Origin of the sequence: Streptococcus mitis, assembly GCF_002096735.1 — a bacterium.
Taxonomy (GTDB): domain Bacteria; phylum Bacillota; class Bacilli; order Lactobacillales; family Streptococcaceae; genus Streptococcus; species Streptococcus mitis_CZ.
In genome coordinates this window covers 1-24,584 of record NZ_NCVC01000008.1, presented here as the reverse complement: position 1 = coordinate 24,584, position 24,584 = coordinate 1, and the positions used below count along the sequence as shown (strand labels likewise).

Sequence of the window (24,584 nt, the reverse complement as noted above, 5' to 3'; positions counted from 1 at the left end):
ACTTCTAAATATGGTAAAATAGTAGGAGAATAATGTGAGGAAAATGAATGTCAAATAGTTTTGAAATTTTGATGAATCAATTGGGGATGCCTGCTGAAATGAGACAGGCTCCTGCTTTAGCACAGGCCGATATTGAGCGAGTTGTGGTTCATAAAATTAGTAAGGTATGGGAGTTTCATTTCGTATTTTCTAATATTTTACCGATTGAAATCTTTTTAGAATTAAAGAAAGGTTTGAGCGAAGAATTTTCTAAGACAGGCAATAAAGCTGTTTTCGAAATCAAGGCTCTGTCTCAAGAATTTTCAAATCAGCTCTTACAGGCCTATTATAGAGAGGCTTTTTCTGAAGGTCCGTGTTCGAGTCAAGGTTTTAAGTCCCTTTATCAAAATTTGCAAGTTCGTGCGGAGGGCAACCAACTCTTTATTGAAGGTTCCGAGGCGATTGATAAGGAACACTTTAAGAAGAATCACCTTCCTAATTTAGCGAAACAACTTGAAAAATTTGGATTTCCAACTTTTAACTGTCAAGTAGAGAAGAATGATATGCTGACTCATGAGCAGGAAGAAGCCTTTCAAGCTGAAAATGAGCAGATTGTTCAAGCGGCCAATGAGGAAGCGCTCCGTGCTATGGAACAACTAGAACAGATGGCACCTCCTCCAGCGGAAGAGAAACCATCCTTTGATTTTCAAGCTAAAAAAGCTGCAGCTAAACCCAAGCTGGATAAGGCAGAGATTACTCCTATGATCGAAGTGACGACGGAGGAAAATCGTCTGGTCTTTGAAGGGGTTGTTTTTGATGTGGAGCAAAAAGTGACCAGAACAGGGCGTGTTTTGATCAACTTTAAAATGACTGACTACACTTCAAGTTTTTCTATGCAAAAGTGGGTTAAGAACGAGGAAGAGGCCCAGAAGTTTGACCTAATTAAGAAAAATTCTTGGCTCCGAGTTCGTGGGAATGTGGAGATGAATAACTTCACACGTGATTTGACTATGAACGTACAGGATGTGCAGGAAGTTGTTCACTATGAGCGGAAGGATTTGATGCCAGAAGGAGAGCGTCGAGTTGAGTTTCATGCTCATACTAACATGTCGACTATGGATGCTCTGCCAGAGGTCGAAGAAATCGTTGCGACAGCTGCTAAGTGGGGACACAAGGCGGTTGCCATCACGGACCATGGGAATGTCCAGTCCTTCCCACACGGCTATAAGGCTGCTAAGAAAGCGGGAATCCAGCTAATCTATGGAATGGAAGCCAATATCGTGGAGGACCGTGTCCCTATCGTCTATAACGAAGTGGAGATGGACTTGTCAGAAGCGACCTACGTGGTCTTTGACGTGGAAACGACAGGACTTTCAGCTATCTATAATGACTTGATTCAGGTTGCAGCTTCTAAGATGTACAAGGGGAATGTCATTGCTGAATTTGATGAATTTATCAATCCTGGGCATCCCTTGTCAGCTTTTACTACTGAGTTGACTGGAATTACAGATGATCATGTCAAAAATGCCAAGCCACTGGAACAAGTTTTGCAAGAATTCCAAGAATTTTGTAAGGATACGGTCCTAGTCGCCCACAATGCCACCTTTGACGTTGGCTTTATGAATGCCAACTATGAACGTCATGGTCTGCCAAAGATTAGTCAGCCAGTTATTGATACGCTCGAGTTTGCTAGAAATCTCTATCCTGAGTATAAACGTCATGGTTTGGGGCCTTTGACCAAGCGTTTTGGTGTGGCTTTGGAACATCACCACATGGCCAATTACGATGCGGAAGCTACTGGTCGTCTGCTTTTCATCTTTATCAAAGAGGTAGCAGAAAAACATGGTGTGACGGATTTAGCTAGACTCAATATTGATTTGGTTAGTCCAGATTCTTATAAAAAAGCTCGAATCAAGCATGCGACCATTTATGTCAAGAATCAGGTAGGTCTAAAAAATATCTTTAAGTTGGTTTCTTTGTCCAATACCAAATACTTTGAAGGGGTGCCACGAATTCCGAGAACGGTTCTAGATGCCCATCGGGAGGGCTTGATTTTAGGCTCAGCCTGTGCAGAAGGTGAAGTTTTTGACGCGGTTGTTTCCCAAGGTGTAGATGCGGCGGTTGAGGTGGCCAAGTATTATGACTTTATCGAGGTTATGCCACCTGCTATCTATGCGCCATTGATTGCTAAGGAGCAGGTCAAGGATATGGATGAACTCCAGACTATTATCAAGAGTTTAATAGAGGTTGGAGACCGCCTTGGCAAGCCAGTTTTGGCTACGGGAAATGTCCATTATATCGAACCGGAAGAAGAGATTTACCGTGAAATTATCGTCCGTAGTTTGGGTCAGGGAGCGATGATTAACCGTACCATTGGTCACGGCGAACATGCCCAACCAGCTCCTCTGCCAAAAGCTCATTTTAGAACTACCAATGAGATGTTGGATGAATTTGCCTTCTTGGGAGAAGATTTAGCTCGGAAACTGGTTATTGAAAATCCCAATGCTTTGGCAGAAATTTTTGAACCGGTTGAGGTGGTTAAGGGTGACTTGTACACGCCGTTTATCGATAAGGCTGAAGAAACGGTCGCTGAATTAACCTACAAGAAAGCTTTTGAGATTTATGGAAATCCGCTGCCAGATATTGTTGATTTGCGGATTGAAAAAGAATTGACTTCTATTCTGGGGAATGGATTTGCTGTGATTTATCTGGCCTCGCAGATGCTGGTGCAACGCTCTAATGAACGGGGCTACTTGGTTGGTTCTCGTGGATCTGTTGGTTCTAGTTTCGTTGCGACTATGATTGGGATTACGGAGGTTAATCCTCTCTCTCCTCACTATGTCTGTGGTCAGTGTCAGTACAGCGAGTTTATCACCGATGGTTCTTATGGTTCCGGTTTTGATATGCCCAATAAGGACTGTCCAAAATGTGGTCACAAACTCAGTAAAAATGGCCAGGATATTCCGTTCGAGACCTTCCTTGGTTTTGATGGAGACAAGGTTCCTGATATTGACTTGAACTTCTCGGGAGAAGACCAGCCTAGCGCCCACTTGGATGTGCGTGATATCTTTGGTGAAGAATATGCCTTCCGTGCAGGAACGGTTGGTACGGTGGCTGCTAAGACTGCCTATGGATTTGTAAAGGGCTATGAGAGAGATTACGGGAAGTTTTATCGTGATGCAGAGGTGGAGCGCCTCGCCCAAGGTGCGGCTGGTGTCAAGCGAACTACGGGACAACACCCGGGGGGAATCGTTGTTATTCCTAACTACATGGATGTTTACGATTTTACGCCTGTCCAGTATCCAGCGGATGATGTGACGGCTGAATGGCAAACGACTCACTTTAACTTCCACGATATCGATGAGAACGTCCTCAAACTTGATGTACTGGGACATGATGATCCGACCATGATTCGGAAATTGCAGGATTTGTCTGGGATTGATCCTAATGAAATCCCTATGGATGACGAAGGCGTGATGGCCCTCTTCTCTGGGACTGATGTGCTAGGGGTGACTCCTGAACAAATCGGAACACCGACGGGCATGCTGGGGATTCCAGAATTTGGAACCAACTTTGTACGTGGGATGGTAGATGAGACGCATCCGACGACTTTTGCGGAGTTGCTTCAGCTCTCAGGTCTGTCCCACGGTACCGATGTGTGGTTGGGAAATGCCCAAGATTTGATTAAGCAAGGGATTGCTGACCTATCAACCGTTATTGGTTGTCGGGACGATATCATGGTTTACCTCATGCATGCTGGTCTCGAACCTAAGATGGCCTTTACCATCATGGAACGGGTACGTAAGGGCTTATGGTTGAAGATTTCCGAAGAGGAGCGAAATGGCTATATCGAAGCCATGAAGGCCAACAAGGTGCCAGAGTGGTATATCGAGTCTTGTGGGAAAATCAAGTATATGTTCCCTAAAGCCCATGCGGCAGCCTACGTTATGATGGCCTTGCGTGTGGCCTACTTCAAGGTTCACCATCCCATTTATTATTACTGTGCTTACTTCTCCATCCGTGCTAAGGCTTTTGATATCAAGACCATGGGTGCGGGCTTAGATGCTATCAAGCGTAGAATGGAAGAAATTGCTGAAAAACGGAAGAACAATGAAGCATCTAATGTGGAAATTGACCTCTATACAACTCTTGAGATTGTTAATGAAATGTGGGAACGTGGTTTCAAGTTTGGGAAGTTAGACCTTTACCGTAGTGATTCGACTGAATTCATCATTGACGGAGATACACTGATTCCACCATTTGTAGCAATGGATGGTCTGGGAGAGAACGTTGCTAAGCAGTTGGTGCGAGCGCGTGAAGAGGGAGAATTCCTCTCTAAAACAGAACTACGCAAGCGTGGTGGACTCTCATCAACCTTGGTTGAAAAAATGGATGAAATGGGAATTCTGGGCAATATGCCAGAGGATAATCAGTTGAGTTTGTTTGATGAGTTGTTTTAAGGTCTTGGAGGAAAAAAGATGAAACTAAGAATTTTTGCGGAAGATAAGCCGGCTGAGAAAGTATTTGAATATCAATTAGAAATTGCTGATCAGACAATTCTTCTATCAACAGCACTCTTGTCAGGTTCCATTGCTTTAGCAGGATTATTCTCTGCTTTGAAAGAAAAATAAAAATAGAAAAGAGAAAACAACATGGTTTTACCAAATTTTAAAGAAAATCTAGAAAAATATGCGAAATTGTTGGTTGCGAACGGAATCAACGTGCAACCTGGTCACACTTTGGCTCTCTCTATCGATGTGGAGCAACGTGAGTTGGCTCACTTAATTGTCAAAGAAGCTTATGCTTTGGGTGCGCATGAGGTTATCGTTCAATGGACAGATGATGTCATTAACCGTGAGAAATTCCTCCATGCGCCAATGGAGCGTCTGGACAATGTGCCAGAATACAAGATTGCTGAGATGAACTATCTCTTGGAAAACAAGGCTAGCCGTCTTGGAGTTCGCTCATCTGATCCAGGTGCCTTGAACGGAGTGGATGCTAACAAGCTATCAGCTTCTGCTAAAGCTATGGGACTTGCTATGAAGCCAATGCGTATCGCAACTCAATCCAACAAGGTTAGTTGGACTGTAGCAGCCGCTGCTGGACTCGAGTGGGCTAAGAAAGTCTTTCCAAATGCTGCGAGCGATGAAGAAGCAGTCGATCTCCTTTGGGATCAAATCTTCAAAACTTGCCGAGTCTATGAAGAAGATCCTGTTAAGGCTTGGGAAGAGCATGCAGCTATTCTCAAGAGTAAGGCCGATATGCTCAATAAAGAACAATTTTCAGCCCTTCACTACTCAGCGCCAGGAACCGATTTGATCCTTGGCTTGCCGAAGAACCATGTTTGGGAATCAGCTGGTGCTATCAATGCACAGGGCGAAGGATTCTTGCCAAATATGCCGACAGAGGAAGTTTTCACAGCGCCTGACTTCCGTCGCGCAGATGGTTATGTCACTTCTACAAAACCGCTTAGCTATAACGGAAATATCATTGAAGGTATTAAGGTGACCTTTAAGGATGGACAAATCGTAGATATCACTGCTGAGAAGGGTGATCAAGTTATGAAAGATCTTGTATTTGAAAATGCGGGTGCGCGTGCCTTGGGTGAATGTGCCTTGGTACCGGATCCAAGCCCAATTTCTCAGTCAGGAATTACCTTCTTCAACACCCTCTTCGATGAGAATGCTTCAAATCACTTGGCTATTGGTGCAGCCTATGCGACTAGCGTCGTTGGTGGAGCAGAGATGAGTGAAGAAGAGCTTGAAGCTGCGGGACTTAACCTTTCAGATGTTCACGTAGACTTTATGATTGGTTCTAACCAAATGGATATCGATGGTATCCGTGAGGATGGGACACGTGTACCACTCTTCCGTAACGGAGATTGGGCAAATTAAGGAGATAATATGTTAGGAAGTATGTTCGTTGGTCTCCTAGTGGGATTTTTAGCAGGTACTCTAACCAATCGTGGAGAGCGAATGGGATGCTTTGGAAAAATGTTTCTCGGATGGATTGGTGCCTTTATAGGCCATTTGCTTTTTGGGACTTGGGGACCGATAATAGCAGGAACTGCCATTATTCCGGCAGTACTAGGTTCCATGATTGTCTTAGCGATTTTCTGGAGACGAGGAAGTTAATTTCCTAAATCTGATACTCAATGAAAATCAAAGAGCAAACTAGGAAACTAGCCGCAGGTTGCTCAAAGCACTGCTTTGAGGTTGCAGATAGAACTGACGAAGCCAGCTCAAAACACTGTTTTGAGGTTGCAGATAGAACTGACGAAGTCAGTAACCATACATACGGCAAGGCGACGTTGACGCGGTTTGAAGAGATTTTTGAAGAGTATGAAACGAAAAGGAGGTTGGTCATTGTACCAGCCTCCTTTTGAGTGTGATATAATAGTTCTATGAGATTAGATAAATTTTTAGTTGCCTGCGCTGTGGGGAGCCGGACAGAGGTCAAAAACTTGCTCAAGGCTGGGCGCGTGACGGTAAATGGTAAAAAAGAAAAGTCGGCTAAATTGCAGATTGATGAAGAAAGAGATGAGATTCGCTTTGATGGGCAAGTGTTGGAGTATGAAGAGTTTGTCTACTACATGATGAACAAGCCCCAAGGAGTTATCTCAGCGACTGAGGATCCCAAACATAGAACCGTTCTGGACTTGCTAGATGATATTGCTCGGAGCAAGGAAGTTTTCCCAGTAGGACGCTTGGATATTGACACGCATGGTCTTTTACTCTTGACCAATGATGGTCAGCTGGCTCATGCTCTTCTTTCGCCCAAGCGTCATGTGTACAAGACTTATCTGGCTCAGGTCAAGGGAATGATGACCCAAGAAGATGTGGAGACATTTGCCAAGGGAATTCCTCTTAAGGATTTTACCTGTCAGCCCGCTAAACTGGAGCTTGTGTCCATAGATACAGAAAAAAATCAAAGCCAAATCCGTGTGACCATTGCAGAAGGGAAGTTTCATCAGGTCAAGCGTATGGTGGGCTACTGTGGCAAGGAAGTAGTAGACTTGCAACGCTTGACTATGGGAACTCTAGTATTGGATGAGAACTTGCAGCGAGGAGAATGGCGTCGCTTGACCAAGGAAGAATTAGAGGTTCTCCTTGCAAGTATTGCTTAGTTTGGTTTGTTTTCGAAAAAGGTGAGGGAGAATGTCCTTGCCTTTTATGTTTTTCAGTTGCTTCCTTTGTGAAAAGAGTTATAATAGACTGTAGAATAAAAGGAGGAATCTATGAACGCGATTCAAGAATCATTTACTGATAAACTATTTGCCAATTATGAAGCAAATGTAAAATACCAAGCGATTGAAAATGCTGCCAGCCACAACGGAATTTTTGCAGCCCTAGAACGTCGCCAAAGCCATGTAGACAACACCCCTGTTTTCTCATTGGATTTGACCAAGGACAAGGTTACTAACCAGAAAGCATCTGGTCGTTGCTGGATGTTTGCAGCTCTCAACACCTTCCGCCACAAACTCATTTCACAATATAAATTGGAAAATTTTGAGTTGTCACAGGCCCACACCTTCTTCTGGGACAAGTATGAGAAATCCAACTGGTTCTTGGAGCAAGTCATTGCGACTGCAGACCAAGATTTGACGAGCCGTAAGGTTAAATTCCTACTCCAAACTCCACAACAAGATGGCGGTCAATGGGATATGGTCGTTTCTCTCTTTGAGAAATATGGTGTCGTTCCTAAGTCTGTTTATCCAGAGTCAGTTTCATCTAGCAGCAGTCGTGAGCTAAATGCCATTCTCAACAAATTGCTTCGTCAAGATGCTCAAATCTTGCGTGACTTGCTTGCTTCTGGCGCAGACCAAGCGACTGTTCAAGCTAAGAAAGAAGATCTTTTGCAAGAAATCTTTAACTTTCTTGCTATGTCTTTAGGACTTCCACCACGTAAATTTGACTTTGCTTATCGTGATAAGGATAACAACTACCAAAGCGAAAAGGGCATCACACCACAAGAGTTTTACAAGAAATATGTCAATCTTCCTCTAGAAGACTATGTTTCTGTTATCAATGCTCCAACTGCTGACAAGCCTTACGGCCAATCTTACACAGTTGAGATGTTGGGAAATGTGGTTGGCAGCCGTGCAGTTCGCTACATCAACGTACCGATGGAGCGCTTGAAAGAATTGGCGATTGCTCAAATGCAAGCAGGTGAGACTGTTTGGTTTGGTTCAGATGTCGGTCAGCTCAGCAACCGTAAAGCTGGAATCCTTGCGACAGATGTTTATGACTTTGAATCAAGCATGGACATTAAACTCACTCAAGACAAGGCTGGACGTTTGGACTACAGCGAAAGCTTGATGACCCACGCTATGGTCTTGACAGGTGTTGATTTGGATGAAAATGGCAAATCAACCAAGTGGAAGGTTGAAAACTCATGGGGAGACAAGGTTGGTACCGATGGTTACTTTGTTGCCTCAGACGCTTGGATGGACGAATACACATACCAAATCGTTGTCCGTAAGGAATTGCTGACAGCAGAAGAACAAGCTGCCTATGAAGCAGAACCAATTGTACTCGCACCTTGGGATCCAATGGGAGCCTTGGCAGAATAATACTCTTCGAAAATCTCTTCAAACCACGTCAGCTTCGCCTTGCCGTATGTATGGTTACTGACTTCGTCAGTTTCATCTGCAACCTCAAAACAGTGTTTTGAGCTGACTTCGTCAGTTCTATCTACAACCTCAAAGCAGTGCTTTGAGTAGCCTGCGGCTCGCTTCCTAGTTTGCTCTTTGATTTTCATTGAGTATAAAAGTATAGAAAAAAGGAATCAGATTTTAGAACCTGATTCCTTTTAAGTTGCTTGATTACATGATGTGAAGAACATGTGCCACAATACCCACTGCGAAGAGTGCAAGGATAATAGTGATTGGAGATACTTTTTTCTTAAGCAAGTACATGCAAAGGAGAGTAAGGAGTAGTCCTGATAGTCCAGGGATCAACATATCCAAGTTTTGTTGGAAAGTAGTAACTTTTTCAGGTGTTTGAGACAATCCTTGTCCTACTTGTGCGAATGCTTCTTGAATACCTTTAGATCCTTCTGGCAATTTATCCCAATGGATATAAGCCTTTTCATCTAGTTGAACTTTGGCAACATCGAAAGCAAATTTAATATTTACCCAACGTTGAACAAGGACAGCAAGAATGAACATACCAAGGATAGAAGCTCCTTTAGTGATGTCTTGGAGGATACCGCCAGACATATCTTTAGTGATTTCTGATCCAGCCTTGTATCCAATCTCTTGTGTATACCACAAGAATGACATACGAATCAAGTTCCAAAGAACGAAGAAGAGGATTGGACCTAAGATATTACCAGTAAGGGCAAGTGAAGCACCGAGTGATCCAAGGATTGGGCGTACTGTAAACCAGAATACTGGGTCACCGATACCAGCAAGAGGTCCCATCATACCGATTTTAACCCCTTGGATAGCAGCGTCATCAATTTCAACACCGTTAGCACGTTCTTCTTCAAGTGCAAGAGTAACCCCCATGATTGGAGCGGCTACGTATGGGTGAGTGTTGAAGAACTCAAGATGGCGTTCAAGAGCAGCGATTTGATCTTCTTTTTTAGTGTAGAGTTTTTTAAGAGCTGGAATTAATGAGTAAGCCCAACCCAAGTTTTGCATACGTTCATAGTTCCAAGAACCTTGTAAGAAAGTTGAACGCCACCAAACTTTTTTACGATCTGATTTAGTTAATTGAAGTTTTTCAGTCATGATGTTTTCAGTCCTTTCTTATCTTAGTAGTCTTCTAGGATATCGCCGATTGGGTCGTTAGAAGTTGCGGCTCCACCGCCACCGTTTCCACCAGTTTTAGAAAGGTGAAGGTAGATAAGAGCGATAGCAACACCGATAGCACCAAATCCGATTAGAGTAATATCTGACACGGCAGCAAGCACGAAACCGATAGCGAAGAATGGCCATACTTCACGAGTTGCCATCATGTTGATAACCATAGCGTAACCAACGGCAACAACCATACCACCACCGATAGCCATACCATCTTTGAGCCAATCAGGCATAGCATTTAGAATGCTTTGTACTGTTTCAGTTGGTACCATTAGAAGGAGTGCTGCAGGGACTGCAATACGAAGACCTTGAAGAAGAAGTGCGACAAAGTGAGCACGTTCAACTGCTTTGAAGTCACCTTTTTTAGCAGAAGCATCAGCAGTATGAACCAATCCGACAGAGAGTGTACGGACAATCATAGTCAAGAATAGACCAGCAACTGCAAGAGGGATAGCAACCGCTTGGGCAACACCGATACCTGTCTTAGTAAAGTCGCCACCAAGAACCATGATAATGGCAGCAGCAACAGAGGCAAGAGCAGCGTCAGGAGCTACGGCAGCTCCGATGTTAGCCCAACCAAGGGCGATCATTTGAAGAGAACCACCAAGGATAATCCCTGCTTCAAGGTTACCAGTAACAAGACCGATAAGGGTACAAGCTACGATTGGTTGATGGAATTGGAACTGGTCGAGGATACCTTCAAGACCTGCTAGGAAGGCTACAACGACTACTAAAACCATAGAAATAATAGACATCTTTAAAATCCTTTCATAAAATCGATTATTGCACGTTTGCTTTGTTGATCAAGTCAAACAAATCTTTTTTGGTGTCGTTTGGTACTTTACGTACATCAAATTCAACACCAAGGTCACGCATTTTTTCAAATGTAGCAACGTCTTCTTTATCCATAGACAAAACGTTGTTAACCATTGTTTTACCAGTTGAGTGAGCCATTGATCCAACATTAAGAGTTTTGATTGGCACGCCACCTTCGATAGCACGAAGGGCATCTTGAGGTGTTTCAAACAAGATAAGGGCATGTGTTTCTCCGAAGCGAGGATCTTTTGCAACGTCGATTAGTTTTTGGATAGGAACAACGTTTGCTTTCACTTTACCTGGAGCTGCTTGTTTAATCAATTCTTTACGTAATTCGTCTTTAGCTACGTTATCTGAAGCAACGATGATACGGTCTGCTTTTGAATCTGGAGTCCAAGCAGTTGCAACCTGACCGTGAAGTAAACGAGTGTCTAGACGGGCAAGGTTGATTTTGAGTTTACCGTCTCCGATGACAGTTCCTTCTGGGATAGCAGCTTGGGCAACTGGAGCAGCTGCAGCGCTTGCTACTTCCTCAACTGGGTTTAGCTCTTCTGGAAGAGCTTTGATGCCATCTTTGGCTTCTTTAATAATATTCGCAGCGACTTTTTCTACACCTGCAGCAGCGTCCATGAGGCGCTCTGTGTAGGCTTGAATTAACATCGGTAAATTAAGTCCTGTGATGATGGCAAACTTACGCTCAGGATTTTCTCCCATCACGCGGCTAGCTTGGTTAAATGGAGATCCACTCCAAAGGTCAGCCAAAACTAGAACCTCATCTTCTGCGTCAAATGCAGCAACAGCGTTATTAAACTTAGCGTATAGATCATCAGGACCTTCATTTGGCATAAAGGTTACAACTTGAACCTTTTCTTGTTCACCAAAGATCATAGATCCTGACTGATGAATACCCGCAGCAAATTCGCCGTGGCTCGCAATAATGATTCCGATACTCATTATTGTCATTCCTCCTTTTTTGTTTTAGTTTTCGTTTAAGAAAACTTTAAGACTTTTTAAGTATAAACCGTTTTCATCTAAAAATCAACTATTTATCATAAAATAATTAAAAAGATTACATCTGAAAATATTGATATATTGAGTTTTAGAGAAGTTTTTTTGAATCCTTATTTAAAAATTTAATATAAAAAAGTTGGAAGCGTATTCCAACTTTTAAAATAGGTTTTTATTAGATTAGTGGGTGAAATCGAGTACCATACGTCCTTGGATTTGACCTTTTTCCATTTCGTCGAAAATGGCTACGGCATCTTCTATTGGACGTTTTTGAACAACTGGAACTACTAAACCTTCTGCACCGAATTGGAAGGCTTCTTCCAAGTCTTTACGAGTTCCTACAAGAGAACCGATGACTTGGATCCCATCTAGAACGGTTTTGACGATGCTGAGTTCCATCATTTCAGAAGGAAGACCAACAGCGACGACGCGACCACCGGCACGAACTGAGTCAACAGCCTGGTTGAAGGCAACTTTAGACACAGCAGTTACGACAGCTGAGTGAGCACCTCCATCAGTTTTTTCCTTGATAAGTCCAGGTACATCTTCAACTTCGAGGCCGTTAATCACAATGTCAGCGCCTACTTCTTTTGCAAGGGCAAGTTTGTCATTGTTGATATCAACTGCGATAACATGAGCATTGAATACTTTTTTAGCGTATTGAACAGCTAGGTTACCAAGTCCACCAGCACCGTAAAGAACAACCCATTGGCCTGGTTCAACTTTGGCCTCTTTAATAGCTTTATAGGTTGTTACACCAGCACATGTGATAGAAGAGGCTTGGGCTGGATCAAGTCCGTCAGGAACTTTAACAGCATAGTCTGCTGTTACGATACATTGTTCAGCCATACCACCGTCTACTGAGTAGCCGGCATTTTTTACTGTACGGCAAAGAGTTTCACGGCCAGTTGTACAGTATTCGCAAGTACCACATCCTTCAAAGAACCAAGCAACGCTGACGCGGTCGCCGACTTTAAGGCTTTTCACATCTGGAGCAATTTCCTTAACGATACCGACACCTTCGTGGCCAAGAACACGTCCTGGTACTTGACCAAAGTCACCATGAGCAACGTGGAGGTCAGTGTGGCAAACACCACAGTATTCAATTTCTACAAGTGCTTCCCCAGTTTCAAGTGGACGGAGTACTTTTTCTTCAACAGCAACACCAGTGCTTTCTGGATTTACAACAACAGCTTTCATAGCTATCCTCCTTTATATTGACCGAGAACAGGGACAACGGGACTGGATTGATTTTGTGTCAACAGAGTCGAGTATGACGAGCTCTCTTGTTTTTATATGTGAATTATATCACAAAAGAAAGCCTTTTCCAAGGTTTTGGAGGCAAAAAGTAGAACAATCGATTAACTGGTTGATGAGACTGTGAAAAGAGCACAAAGACCAGCTTGCAAGCTGGTCAGAATGAACTATAAGAATAAATCTTGCAGGGTTTTGGCAACCCCGTCTTGGTCGTTGGTCAGTGAGATTTGCTCATCCGCATAGGGGAGTAGCTCAGGATTGGCATTTTTCATTGCATAACCTTTCCCAGCAAAAGCTAGCATTTCAGTATCATTGTGCTCATCTCCAAAGGCAATCAAATCTTTTTTGTCACGGTTCATTACCTTGAGCAAGTAGTCCAAAGCAAAGGCCTTATTGACACCTTTTGGGGTACATTCAAGGATATTGAGAGGTCCACCCCAGGTATTAATAGAAAGTTGATGCTGATAGAAGGCATTCATTTCTTTTGCCAAGGCATACTTGTCACTGGCTCTGGTCTGCAATAGGATACAGTTAGGATCCTTGGTCACCAACTCAGGCTGAAATTGATCTTCAGGATGGAAAGCTTCTACACCAAATAGTTTAGGATTGGCAATTTCTTCATTAGGATTTGTAATGTAGAATTTTTTACGGTATTCTCCAGCGATAAAATCGGCTTGAATGTCCTCTGAACGTCGAACCATATCTAAAAGATATTTTTTGTCTACAGTCAAACACTTTTCAAAATCCCAAACTTGGTCTGGTAAATGAGTAAGGGAGCCGTTGAAATTAATCATAGGAGTGTTTAAGCCTAGTTCACGGTAAAAATCTTTTGACATTCGGTAAGGGCGTCCTGTCGTAATAATAACTTGATGGCCTTTTTCAGTAACTTTTTTAATGGTTTCTTTGGTAAAGTCAGAAATTTGACTGTCTGAGTTGAGCAGGGTTCCATCCAGGTCAACTGCAATAATTTTTTTCGTCATAGGGACCTTTCTAGTGTCTTTTCAGATAAGATGTCTTCTATTATAACAGAAAGCAGGCAGAAAAGCAGATTCCAAACAAAAAATGAAATTTCATCAAATTCTTAAATAAATCAAACAAAGATATTGAAAAAGTGAATGATAAATGATATAATTCTATTATTGTTCGTAAAAATTAAAAGGAGATTAATAATGGACAAATTATTTAAACTAAAAGAGAACGGTACAGACGTTCGTACAGAGGTTCTCGCTGGTTTAACAACTTTCTTTGCAATGAGTTATATTCTCTTTGTAAACCCACAAATTCTTTCGCAAACAGGAATGCCTGCTCAGGGTGTATTCCTCGCAACGATTATCGGTGCAGTTGCTGGTACCCTGATGATGGCCTTCTACGCTAACTTACCTTATGCCCAAGCGCCAGGTATGGGGCTGAATGCTTTCTTTACCTTTACAGTCGTATTTGGACTTGGTTATTCTTGGCAAGAAGCCCTAGCTATGGTCTTCATCTGTGGGATTATCTCATTGATTATTACCTTGACAAATGTTCGTAAAATGATCATTGAATCGATTCCAAATGCTCTTCGCTCAGCTATTTCAGCTGGTATCGGTGTCTTCCTTGCCTACGTAGGAATTAAGAATGCTGGATTTTTGAAATTTACGATCGATCCAGGTAACTATACTGTTGTAGGAGAAGGGGCTGACAAAGCTAAAGCAACGATTGCAGCAAACTCTTCAGCAGTTCCAGGATTGGTTGACTTTAATAACCCAGCTGTTTTGGTGGCACTTGCAGGACTGGCCATTACAATCTTCTTTGTTATCAAAGGAATTAAAGGGGGAATTATCCTCTCTATCTTGACAACAACTATTCTTGCTATCGCAGTTGGTTTGGTAGATTTGTCAAGCATCGATTTTGCTAATAACCATGTTGGTGCAGCCTTTGAAGATTTGAAGACAGTCTTTGGTGCAGCTCTTGGTTCAGAAGGTTTGGGAGCTTTGATTTCAGATACAGCTCGCTTGCCTGAAACTCTGATGGCTATTCTTGCCTTCTCATTGACAGATATTTTTGATACAATTGGTACCTTGATCGGTACAGGTGAAAAAGTTGGTATCGTAGCGACAAATGGTGAAAACCACCAATCAGCTAAGTTGGATAAGGCTCTTTACTCTGACTTGATTGGTACTTCAATTGGTGCCATCGCTGGTACTTCGAACGTAACGACTTATGTCGAGTCTGCTGCTGGTATCGGTGCAGGTGGACGTACTGGTTTGACAGCCTTGGTCGTGGCAATCTGTTTTGCGATCTCAAGCTTCTTTAGCCCACTTCTAGCGATTGTACCAACAGCCGCTACAGCTCCAATCTTGATTATCGTTGGGATTATGATGTTGGCTAGCTTGAAAAATATCCATTGGGATGATATGTCTGAAGCGGTTCCTGCTTTCTTCACATCTATCTTTATGGGATTCAGCTACTCTATCACTCAAGGGATTGCAGTTGGTTTCTTGACTTACACTTTGACTAAGCTTGTTAAAGGTCAAGCTAAAGATGTTCATGTCATGATTTGGATTTTGGATGCCTTGTTTATCCTTAACTACATCAGTATGGCCTTATAATAGGATAACCCAGGGGGATTTTCCCCCTTTTTTAATATAAAGGAGATGGGTGATGAAAGAGAAAAATATGTGGAAAGAATTATTGAATCGTGCAGGTTGGCTGTTAATCTTTTTGCTGGCGACAATTTTATATCAGATTCCTATAGGGGTTACTGCTATTTTAACTTTAAATGCAGTACCACTGTTGCAGTCAGGACTGATAGTTGCTGGTATTTCGATTGTAGTTTTGGCACTATTTATTTTTGGAGCTCGTAAAACGCAATTAGCAAGTTTTAATTTTTCTTTTTTTAGAGCGAAGGATTTGGCACGTTTGGGCTTGAGTTATTTAGTTATTATCGGGTCAAATATACTTGGTTCTATCTTGTTACAACTGTCAAATGAGACGACAACAAGTAACCAGTCTCAGATTAACGATATGGTTCAGAATAGTTCTCTGATTTCCAGTTTCTTCTTACTGGCCTTGCTTGCTCCGATTTGTGAGGAAATCTTGTGCCGTGGGATTATTCCTAAAAAGATTTTCCGAGGAAAAGAGAACTTGGGATTTGTAGTCGGTACGATTGTGTTTGCTTTATTGCATCAACCAAGTAATTTACCTTCTTTATTGATTTATGGAGGTATGTCGATTGTTCTATCTTGGACGGCTTACAAGACCCAACGTTTGGAAATGTCTATCTTACTTCACATGATTGTGAATGGGGTTGCTTTCTGTTTGTTGGCTCTCGTGGTGATTTTGAGTCGGACATTAGGGATATCTGTTTAAGATTTTTGACAATTGCTTACTTGTTTCTACTGGGAAAAAGATGAATGCAATCGTGTCCATCTTTTTCTTTTTATGGTAAAATAGAGAAATAATATGATGAAAAGCCTTGAGGGAGTGAACGATATGTCAAGTAAAGCCAATCATGCAAAGACAGCTATTTGCGGAATTATCAATGTAACCCCAGACTCCTTTTCGGACGGTGGTCAATTTTTTGCTCTTGAGCAAGCACTCCAGCAGGCTCGTAAATTGATAGCAGAAGGGGCTAGTATGCTAGATATCGGCGGAGAATCGACTCGGCCGGGAAGCAGCTATGTTGAGATAGAAGAGGAAATCCAGCGTGTTGTTCCAGTGATTAAAGCGATTCGCAAGGAAAGTGATGTCCTCATCTCTATTGATACTTGGAAGAGTCAGGTAGCAGAGGCTGCTTTGGCTGCTGGTGCCAATCTAGTCAATGATATCACTGGTTTCATGGGTGATGAGAAAATGGCCCATGTGGTTGCTAAGGCTGGTGCGAAAGTAGTCATTATGTTTAATCCAGTCATGGCGCGACCTCAGCATCCTAGCTCGCTCATATTTCCTCATTTTGGATTTAATCAAGCTTTTACAGAGGAAGAGTTAGCTGACTTCGAAAAATTGCCAATCGAAGACTTGATGGAGGCTTTCTTTGACAGAGCCTTAGCGAGAGCGAATCAAGCTGGAATCGCACAAGAAAATATCCTGTTGGATCCAGGAATTGGCTTTGGTCTGACCAAGAAAGAAAATCTGCTTCTTTTACGGGATCTGGATAAACTACATCAGAAAGGATATCCAATCTTTCTCGGAGTGTCGCGCAAGCGGTTTGTCATCAATATCCTAGAAGAGAATGGTTTTGAAGTCAATCCTGAGACAGAACATGGTTTCCGCAATCGGGACACGGCCTCTGCTCATGTAACCAGTATCGCTGCGAGACAGGGTGTGGAAGTGGTGCGCGTGCATGATGTAGCTAGTCACAGGATGGCAGTTGAAATTGCCTCCGCTATTCGTCTGGCTGATGAAGCGGAAAATCTAGATTTAAAACAATATAAATAAGATGAAAGAATTTGAAAATAATCAGTGGATTGCTAACTACCGGACGGATCAACCGCATTTTGGCTTGGAACGAATGGTGGAACTGTTAGCTTTGCGTGGCAATCCCCATCTCAAACTCAAGGTCATCCATATTGGAGGAACCAATGGCAAGGGTTCGACCATTGCTTTTTTGAAAAATATGCTAGAAAAGCTAGGGCTGAGAGTTGGTGTTTTCAGCTCGCCCTATCTCATTCATTACACAGATCAGATTAGCATCAATGGGGAATCTATCCCAGAAGCTAGACTAGAAGCCCTCATGGCAGACTATCAGTCTTTGTTGGAAGGGGAATCGGCTACCAATTTGCAGGGGACAACTGAGTTTGAAATAATTACAGCTATAGCCTATGATTACTTTGCCTCAGAGCAAGTAGATGTGGCTATCATAGAAGTGGGTATGGGTGGTCTTTTGGATAGTACCAATGTCTGTCAGCCCATTTTGACAGGAATTACGACTATTGGATTGGACCATGTAGCCCTACTTGGTGACACCTTGGAAGTCATAGCAGAGCATAAAGCTGGTATTATCAAACAAGGTATTCCTTCGGTAACAGGTTGCATTGCTCCAGAAGCGCTAGCTGTGATTGACTCTATTGCAGAAGCAAAAAATGCGCCGAGAATTGCCTATGGGGCAGATTATCAAGTTAGTCATCAAAAGAGTGTGGTTACGGGTGAAGTCTTTGACTATACAAGTGTTGTCAGACAAGGTCGCTTCCAGACTGGCCTGCTTGGTTTGCACCAGATAGAGAATGCTGGGATGGCCATAGCTTTACTTGATACTTTTTGTCAAGAAGATGGTCGAGAGCTAGCAAGCAATCACTTGCTTGCTCAAGCTTTGGAAGAAACAAGTTGGCCAGGGCGTTTGGAAATCGTGTCAAGAGATCCCTTGATGATTTTGGATGGAGCCCACAATCCCCATGCTATTAAGGCTTTATTAGCAACCTTGCAAGAACGTTTTGCAGATTATCATAAGGAAATCCTATTTACCTGTATCAAAACCAAGGCCTTGGAGGATATGTTGGACTTGCTGGGGACACTACCAGATACCGAGCTTACCTTGACCCATTTTGACGATAGTCGGGCGACTGATGAAAGCATGCTGAAAGAGGCAGTTAGGTCTAGAAATCTCAGCTACCAAGGTTGGCAGGATTTTCTAGAGCAGAAATTGACAGATAAAAAAGAAGAGAAAAAAACAGTTAGGATTGTCACGGGTTCCTTGTATTTCTTGAGCCAAGTGAGGTCCTATCTGATGGAGAGGAAGAACGAGAATGGATACACAAAAGATTGAAGCAGCTGTAAAAATGATTATCGAAGCTGTAGGAGAGGACGCTAACCGCGAGGGCTTGCAGGAAACACCTGCTCGTGTGGCTCGTATGTACCAAGAGATTTTTTCAGGTCTTGGTCAAACAGCGGAGGAACATTTGTCAAAATCCTTTGAGATTATTGACGATAATATGGTGGTAGAAAAGGATATCTTTTTCCATACTATGTGTGAACACCACTTTCTACCATTTTATGGGAAAGCACATATTGCCTACATTCCAGATGGCCGTGTAGCAGGTTTGTCTAAGCTAGCCCGTACGGTTGAAGTTTATTCGAAAAAACCACAAATTCAAGAACGTTTGAATATCGAAGTGGCCGACGCCTTGATGGACTATCTAGATGCTAAAGGAGCCTTTGTTGTCATTGAGGCGGAACATATGTGTATGAGCATGCGAGGTGTCAGAAAACCAGGCACTGCAACCTTGACGACAGTAGCTCGTGGTCTATTTGAAACAGATAAGGACCTCCGAAATCAGGCTTATCGTTTAATGGGACTATAATACTCTTCGAAAATCAAATTCAAACCACGTCAGCTTCCATCTGCAACCTCAAAACAGTGTTTTGAGCAGCCTGCGGCTAGCTTCCTAGTTTGCACTTTGATTTTCATTGAGTATAAAAAGAATCCGCTTGAAGCGGATTTTTCTAGAAAGGAATCATTATGGATCAACTGCAGATTAAAGATTTGGAAATTTTTGCCTACCATGGTCTGTTTCCTAGTGAGAAAGAATTGGGGCAGAAGTTTGTCGTTTCAGCCATCCTATCCTATGATATGACCAAGGCAGCTACAGACTTGGATTTAACAGCTTCTGTCCATTATGGAGAACTGTGTCAGCAGTGGACGTCTTGGTTTCAGGAAACGAGTGAGGATTTGATTGAAACGGTAGCCTATAAATTGGTAGAACGTACCTTTGAGGCTTATCCTCTTGTCCAAGAGATTGAGTTGGAATTGAAAAAGCCTTGGGCGCCAGTGCATTTGCCACTAGATACTTGTTCGGTGACCATCCATCGCCGCAAGCAACGGGCCTTTATCGCCCTAGGAAGCAATATGGGGGATAAGCAAGCAAACTTGGAGCAAGCCATTGACAAACTGCGAGCTCGTGGCATCCATATTCTCAAAGAGTCCAGTGTCTTAGCGACGGAGCCTTGGGGTGGTGTGGAGCAAGATAGCTTTGCTAATCAAGTGGTTGAGGTGGAAACCTGGTTGCCCGCCCCAGTCTTGTTAGATACCTTACTAGCCATTGAGTCAGAGATGGGAAGGGTTAGAGAAGTGCATTGGGGACCTCGTTTGATTGATTTGGACTTGCTCTTTGTGGAGGACCAGATCCTTTATACAGACGACCTCATCTTGCCTCATCCTTACATAGCGGAACGCCTTTTTGTCCTTGAATCTCTTCAAGAAATTGCGCCTCATTTTATCCATCCTACCTTAAAGCAACCGATCCGCAACTTGTATGATGCTTTGAAAAAATAGAAAAAACTCTAGTTTTCAGTCACTTGCAACTGAAGGCTAGAGTTTTTATACTCTTCGAAAATCAAATTCAAACCACGTCAGCGTCGCCTTACCGTACATATGGTTACTGACTTCGTCAGTTTCATCTACAACCTCAAAGCAGTGCTTTGAGCAACCTGCGGCTAGCTTTCTAGTTTGCTCTTTGATTTTCATTGAGTATTAAAATAGGTCATTTTCTTCTGGGAGGAGGATAGTTTCTCTACCGTCCATATCTAAAACCAGAACTCTCGGGGGATAAAGAGGGTCAAAGGGATGGTTAAAGTCAAAATCAATGGCTGTAGGGAGGTGTTGACTTGAGAAGTGGAAGGTAATTTTTCCTTGGTTATTGAGCAATTGAAACTCGAGTTCTTCTTCCAATTCAAAGACATTTTTTAAGAAATGGTCGATGATATACCAAAATGAGTCAATAACGTCATCAGGCAAGCTGGTAACAATGCCAAAACTAGCTGACCGCATGTGGGTATTGGTAAAAGCCATATTTCTTCCCCCTTTCTTTTCCCTTATCATACAGCAAATAGGATTAAAAATCAAGAAAAGGTGATTTTTTCTTCATAAACATAGCTTCCTATGAAATTTTTTCAAATAATCTTCAAAAAACGCTTGAAAGTGTTTACAAATAGTGATAAAATGGAATAAGTGGAATCATGAAAACGAAATTTTCATACCGTCTCTTTTTTGGAGTCTCGTGAGGTATGATATAGAAAGGAAATGGAATGAATACAGACGATACAGTAACGATTTATGATGTCGCCCGTGAAGCAGGAGTTTCAATGGCGACGGTTAGCCGTGTAGTCAATGGCAATAAGAATGTAAAAGAGAATACTCGTAAAAAAGTGCTTGAGGTGATTGATCGTTTGGATTACCGTCCAAATGCTGTGGCGCGTGGTCTTGCAAGTAAAAAGACAACCACTGTCGGTGTGGTGATCCCCAATATTACCAATGGCTATTTCTCAACGCTTGCTAAAGGGATTGACGATATCGCTGAAATGTACAAGTACAATATCGTCCTTGCCAATAGTGATGAGGATGATGACAAGGAAGTTTCAGTTGTCAATACCCTGTTTTCTAAGCAAGTGGATGGTATCATCTTTATGGGCTACCACTTGACTGAAAAAATTCGTTCAGAGTTTTCTCGTTCTCGAACACCAGTTGTTCTTGCAGGAACTGTGGATGTAGAACATCAGCTTCCAAGTGTCAATATTGACTACAAACAAGCAACGATTGATGCAGTAACCTACCTTGCTAAAGAAAATGAGCGCATTGCTTTCGTTAGCGGTCCACTAGTGGATGATATCAATGGTAAGGTTCGTTTGGTTGGCTACAAGGAAGCCTTGAAAAAAGCAGGGATTTCTTATAGCGAAGGATTGGTATTTGAGTCTAAATACACTTATGAAGACGGTTATGCCTTGGCAGAACGCTTGATTTCATCAAACGCAACTGCAGCAGTTGTAACAGGTGATGAGTTGGCAGCAGGTGTCTTGAACGGCCTTGCTGATAAGGGTGTGTCAGTACCAGAAGAATTTGAAATCATTACTAGTGATGATTCGCAAGTCTCACGCTTTACCCGTCCAAACTTGACAACTATCGCCCAACCTCTTTATGACCTTGGTGCTATTAGCATGCGTATGCTGACTAAGATTATGCACAAGGAAGAGTTGGAAGAACGTGAAGTTCTCTTACCTCATGGTTTGACAGAACGTCGCTCAACACGAAAACGTAAATAGAAAAAATCAGGGAATCGTGGAGATTTCCTGATTTGTTTTTAGAGGAGGGAATTATATTCAATGAAAATCAAAGAGCAAACTAGGAAGCTAGCCGCAGGTTGCTCAAAGCACTGCTTTGAGGTTGCAGATAGAACTGACGAAGTCAGTAACCATACATACGGTAAGGCGACGTTGACGCGGTTTGAAGAGATTTTCGAAGAGGTTTACCCTTCCATATAGTCTTTCAAAGCCTGTCCGGTTAGTCCGGCATTGAGGGCGATGAGGAGTTTCAAACGGGCTTTTTGGGCGTTGAGTTCTTTAACAAAGAAGACACCTGCTTTTTGCAACTGCACGCCCCCACCTTGGTAGGCATAAACAGGTTCTGCAATACCGTTAAAGCATCGTGAAACAAGGGCGACTGGGATTCTTTTTTGTAGAAGGCTTTCTAATTTTTGAGCCGTTTCTTTGGGAACATTGCCCGCCCCGAAGGCTTGGATAATCAAACCGTCCAATTGTTCCAAATCCAGCATATCAATTAGCTCATCTGTCATACCGGCATAAGCCGAGATGATAGGGACCAATCCTTGTATGTGATCAAGGTCAAAGCGGACACGGGGCTCAGCTGTTTTAAAGTAGAGTATTTCCTGTTTCATGATGAGACCAAGGGGGCCATGTGTTGGGGTCTGGAAGGTACCGACGTTGGTCGTATGTGTTTTGGTGACATACTTGGCAGCGTGGATTTCATCGTTCATAACGACCAAAACTCCTTTGTCAGCAGCCCTGTCATCGCTAGCCACCCTTAAAGCACTCAGATAATTATAAACACCATCACTGCCGAGTTCATTTGAGCTGCGCATGGCCCCTGTTAGAACGATAGGCATATGGGGAACTTCCATGGTATCAAGGAAATAGGCTGTTTCCTCTAAAGTATCGGTCCCGTGTGTGATTACCACTCCATCGTAGTTAGCAGCTTCCTCTTTAATTTTCTGGTAGAGGGCCAGCATATGCTTGGGTTTGATATGGGGGCTTGGCAGGTTAAAAAAGTCCAAGGCGTGGACTTGGATTCCTTCAAGTGGGTTGGACACATGGTTCATGGGATTATCTGAACTAGTCACAACAGCGCCAGAAGCATCGGCTTGCATGGAAATAGTTCCACCCGTATGTAAAACAAGGATTTTCTTAGACATGATTTACTCACTCTTTCTGAAATGTGGTATAATCATTGTATCACAAAAGGGGAGATTGGGATAGGATGGAAGTCAAAGCGGTTTTTTTTGATATCGACGGAACCTTGGTCAACGATCGCAAGAGTGTTTTGAAATCCACTAAGGACGCGATTAAGATTGTCAAAGAACAAGGGGTGCTTGTCGGCGTAGCGACAGGACGAGGACCTTTTTTTGTTAAGGAATTGATGGACGATTTGGACCTGGACTTTGCGGTAACCTACAATGGCCAGTATATCTTTACTAAAGACAGAGTCTTGTTCACGAGCCCAATTTCCAAGTTACATTTGCGTCACCTCATTACTTATGCTAAAAAAGAGGGCAAGGAGATTGCCCTAGGGACCAAGGATGCCATGTTGGGTTCCAAAATCATGTCTTTTGGTTTGGGTTCTTTTTCCCAACGAATCAGTCGCTTCGTTCCCTCTGTTTTAACTCGGACAGTGAGTCATTCCTTTAATCGTATGGTCAGCAAGGTTGTTCCCCAAAAGGAAGAAGACCTGCTTGATCTGATGAATCAGCCTATCTACCAAGTTTTGATGCTGATGACGCCAGAAGAATCTGAGAAGGCAGCAGCTGATTTTGAAGACTTGAAATTGACACGTAGCAATCCTTTTGCAGCGGATGTTATCAATCAAGGAAACTCTAAGTTGGAAGGCATACGCCGAGTCGGGAAAGAATATGGTTTTGATCTCAACCAAGTCATGGCCTTTGGTGATTCAGATAACGACCTTGAAATGCTTGCAGGTGTTGGTATGTCGGTCGCTATGGGAAATGGTAGTAGCAGTGTCAAGGAAGTTGCTAAGCACATTACCACTAGTAATCAGCAAGACGGAATCCACAAGGCCCTGGAACATTTTGGTGTTCTAGCTTCAGAAAAAGTCTTTGTCAGCCGTGACTATCATTTCAATAAGGTCAAGACCTTCCACCACATGATGGATGAACGAACCCAAGAAGAACCACGAGCTTGGGATTTAGAAGGTGCAACCCACAGGGCTGGCTTTAAAATAGAAGAATTGGTGGAATTTGTTAGAGCTGCCAGTCCTTCTGAAGAGGACTTTGGTCGAGCTCTATCGCAACTTCATCAAGCTCTTGATAAGGCGGCCGATAAAGTGGCTAAGAAGACGCCTGCTCAGCAAGATTTGATAGGTCAGGTAGATGCCCTGATCGACACGCTTTACTTTACCTACGGTAGTTTTGTCTTGATGGGGGTGGACCCAGAACGTATTTTTGATATTGTTCATCAGGCCAATATGGGGAAAATTTTTCCAGATGGCAAGGCTCATTTTGATCCAGTGACCCACAAAATCTTAAAGCCAGATGATTGGGAAGAAAAATATGCTCCAGAACCTGCCATTAAAAAGGAACTGCAGCGCCAGCTCAAGGCTTATGAGCGTCATAAAGAGAGAAATAATACTCAATGAAAATCAAAGAGCAAATTAGGAAACTAGCCGCAGGCTGTACTTGAGTACGGCAAGGCGACGTTGACGTGGTTTGAATTTGATTTT

At 42.8% G+C, this 24,584-nt stretch carries 21 protein-coding genes; 14 read left to right on the top strand and 7 right to left on the bottom strand.

Translation table 11 applies throughout. The features are described from left to right. Positions 1-47 precede the first annotated feature (47 nt). The 6 genes from B7703_RS00335 to pepC all read left to right on the top strand — a co-directional run bounded on the left by B7703_RS00335 (position 48) and on the right by pepC (position 8,551). Positions 48-4,439 carry a PolC-type DNA polymerase III gene (locus tag B7703_RS00335; RefSeq protein ID WP_084923169.1) on the top strand — a complete coding sequence of 1,464 codons (4,392 nt, stop codon included), beginning with the start codon at positions 48-50 and terminating at the stop codon, positions 4,437-4,439. An 18-nt stretch (positions 4,440-4,457) separates the two neighbouring features. Then, a complete protein-coding gene (locus tag B7703_RS00330; protein ID WP_031237287.1) occupies positions 4,458-4,610 on the top strand; it encodes a hypothetical protein in 153 nt (50 codons plus the stop codon). A gap of 21 nt (positions 4,611-4,631) precedes the next feature. Continuing rightward, the gene (locus B7703_RS00325; protein ID WP_084862025.1) at positions 4,632-5,873 is read left to right on the top strand and encodes an aminopeptidase; all 1,242 of its coding nucleotides are present in this window, start codon (positions 4,632-4,634) and stop codon (positions 5,871-5,873) included. A gap of 9 nt (positions 5,874-5,882) precedes the next feature. Further along, entirely contained in the window at positions 5,883-6,113 is a 231-nt protein-coding gene (locus tag B7703_RS00320) for a GlsB/YeaQ/YmgE family stress response membrane protein (protein WP_000901572.1), read from the top strand. Positions 6,114-6,382: 269 nt separating this feature from the next. After that, on the top strand, positions 6,383-7,105 hold the full coding sequence (locus B7703_RS00310) for a pseudouridine synthase (RefSeq protein WP_023947021.1): 723 nt from the start codon (positions 6,383-6,385) through the stop codon (positions 7,103-7,105). Between the two features lie 111 nt (positions 7,106-7,216). Next, positions 7,217-8,551 carry an aminopeptidase C gene (gene pepC, locus B7703_RS00300; protein WP_023947023.1) on the top strand — a complete coding sequence of 445 codons (1,335 nt, stop codon included), beginning with the start codon at positions 7,217-7,219 and terminating at the stop codon, positions 8,549-8,551. 252 nt (positions 8,552-8,803) lie between these two features. On the opposite strand, the gene B7703_RS00290 is transcribed toward pepC, so the two are convergent. From B7703_RS00290 to B7703_RS00270, 5 genes are all read right to left on the bottom strand, one after another. Further along, positions 8,804-9,715 (bottom strand): PTS system mannose/fructose/sorbose family transporter subunit IID, encoded by a 912-nt coding sequence (locus B7703_RS00290; protein WP_000136864.1) that lies wholly within the window; start codon positions 9,713-9,715, stop codon positions 8,804-8,806. Positions 9,716-9,738: 23 nt separating this feature from the next. Further along, a complete protein-coding gene (locus B7703_RS00285) occupies positions 9,739-10,542 on the bottom strand; it encodes a PTS mannose/fructose/sorbose transporter subunit IIC (RefSeq protein ID WP_000022716.1) in 804 nt (267 codons plus the stop codon). 25 nt (positions 10,543-10,567) lie between these two features. Beyond that, positions 10,568-11,557 carry a PTS sugar transporter subunit IIB gene (locus tag B7703_RS00280; protein ID WP_000021970.1) on the bottom strand — a complete coding sequence of 330 codons (990 nt, stop codon included), beginning with the start codon at positions 11,555-11,557 and terminating at the stop codon, positions 10,568-10,570. Between the two features lie 234 nt (positions 11,558-11,791). Further along, positions 11,792-12,811: an alcohol dehydrogenase AdhP gene (adhP, locus tag B7703_RS00275; protein WP_000649185.1), complete on the bottom strand. Its 1,020-nt coding sequence runs from the start codon at positions 12,809-12,811 to the stop codon at positions 11,792-11,794. Positions 12,812-13,035: 224 nt separating this feature from the next. After that, the gene (locus B7703_RS00270) at positions 13,036-13,848 is read right to left on the bottom strand and encodes a Cof-type HAD-IIB family hydrolase (protein WP_084923167.1); all 813 of its coding nucleotides are present in this window, start codon (positions 13,846-13,848) and stop codon (positions 13,036-13,038) included. Between the two features lie 189 nt (positions 13,849-14,037). Here B7703_RS00270 and B7703_RS00265 point away from each other — a divergent pair, with 189 nt between their 5' ends. The 6 genes from B7703_RS00265 to folK all read left to right on the top strand — a co-directional run bounded on the left by B7703_RS00265 (position 14,038) and on the right by folK (position 20,114). Further along, positions 14,038-15,456 carry an NCS2 family permease gene (locus tag B7703_RS00265; protein WP_084923165.1) on the top strand — a complete coding sequence of 473 codons (1,419 nt, stop codon included), beginning with the start codon at positions 14,038-14,040 and terminating at the stop codon, positions 15,454-15,456. Between the two features lie 52 nt (positions 15,457-15,508). Next, positions 15,509-16,216: a CPBP family intramembrane glutamic endopeptidase gene (locus B7703_RS00260; protein ID WP_049499884.1), complete on the top strand. Its 708-nt coding sequence runs from the start codon at positions 15,509-15,511 to the stop codon at positions 16,214-16,216. Between the two features lie 93 nt (positions 16,217-16,309). Beyond that, entirely contained in the window at positions 16,310-17,284 is a 975-nt protein-coding gene (gene folP / locus B7703_RS00255; protein ID WP_192851939.1) for a dihydropteroate synthase, read from the top strand. Between the two features lies 1 nt (position 17,285). Then, positions 17,286-18,608 (top strand): bifunctional folylpolyglutamate synthase/dihydrofolate synthase, encoded by a 1,323-nt coding sequence (locus tag B7703_RS00250; RefSeq protein ID WP_084923163.1) that lies wholly within the window; start codon positions 17,286-17,288, stop codon positions 18,606-18,608. Then, positions 18,589-19,143, top strand: a complete 555-nt coding sequence (gene folE / locus B7703_RS00245; RefSeq protein ID WP_084923161.1) for a GTP cyclohydrolase I FolE — start codon at positions 18,589-18,591, stop codon at positions 19,141-19,143. Before B7703_RS00250 ends, folE begins: the two co-directional genes overlap by 20 nt. Before the next feature lie 158 nt (positions 19,144-19,301). Further along, positions 19,302-20,114, top strand: coding sequence for a 2-amino-4-hydroxy-6-hydroxymethyldihydropteridine diphosphokinase (folK, locus tag B7703_RS00240; RefSeq protein WP_084923159.1), 813 nt, complete (start codon positions 19,302-19,304; stop codon positions 20,112-20,114). A gap of 198 nt (positions 20,115-20,312) precedes the next feature. On the opposite strand, the gene B7703_RS00230 is transcribed toward folK, so the two are convergent. Continuing rightward, a complete protein-coding gene (locus tag B7703_RS00230) occupies positions 20,313-20,630 on the bottom strand; it encodes a DUF960 domain-containing protein (protein WP_000886035.1) in 318 nt (105 codons plus the stop codon). Positions 20,631-20,866: 236 nt separating this feature from the next. On the opposite strand from B7703_RS00230, the gene ccpA reads away from it, so the two are divergent. Continuing rightward, positions 20,867-21,877, top strand: a complete 1,011-nt coding sequence (ccpA, locus tag B7703_RS00225) for a catabolite control protein A (protein ID WP_001090628.1) — start codon at positions 20,867-20,869, stop codon at positions 21,875-21,877. Positions 21,878-22,080: 203 nt separating this feature from the next. On the opposite strand, the gene B7703_RS00215 is transcribed toward ccpA, so the two are convergent. After that, positions 22,081-23,043, bottom strand: coding sequence for an asparaginase (locus B7703_RS00215; RefSeq protein ID WP_084923153.1), 963 nt, complete (start codon positions 23,041-23,043; stop codon positions 22,081-22,083). A 65-nt stretch (positions 23,044-23,108) separates the two neighbouring features. Between B7703_RS00215 and B7703_RS00210 the strand changes: the two genes are divergently transcribed. Further along, entirely contained in the window at positions 23,109-24,500 is a 1,392-nt protein-coding gene (locus B7703_RS00210; RefSeq protein ID WP_084923151.1) for a Cof-type HAD-IIB family hydrolase, read from the top strand. Positions 24,501-24,584: the final 84 nt, after the last annotated feature.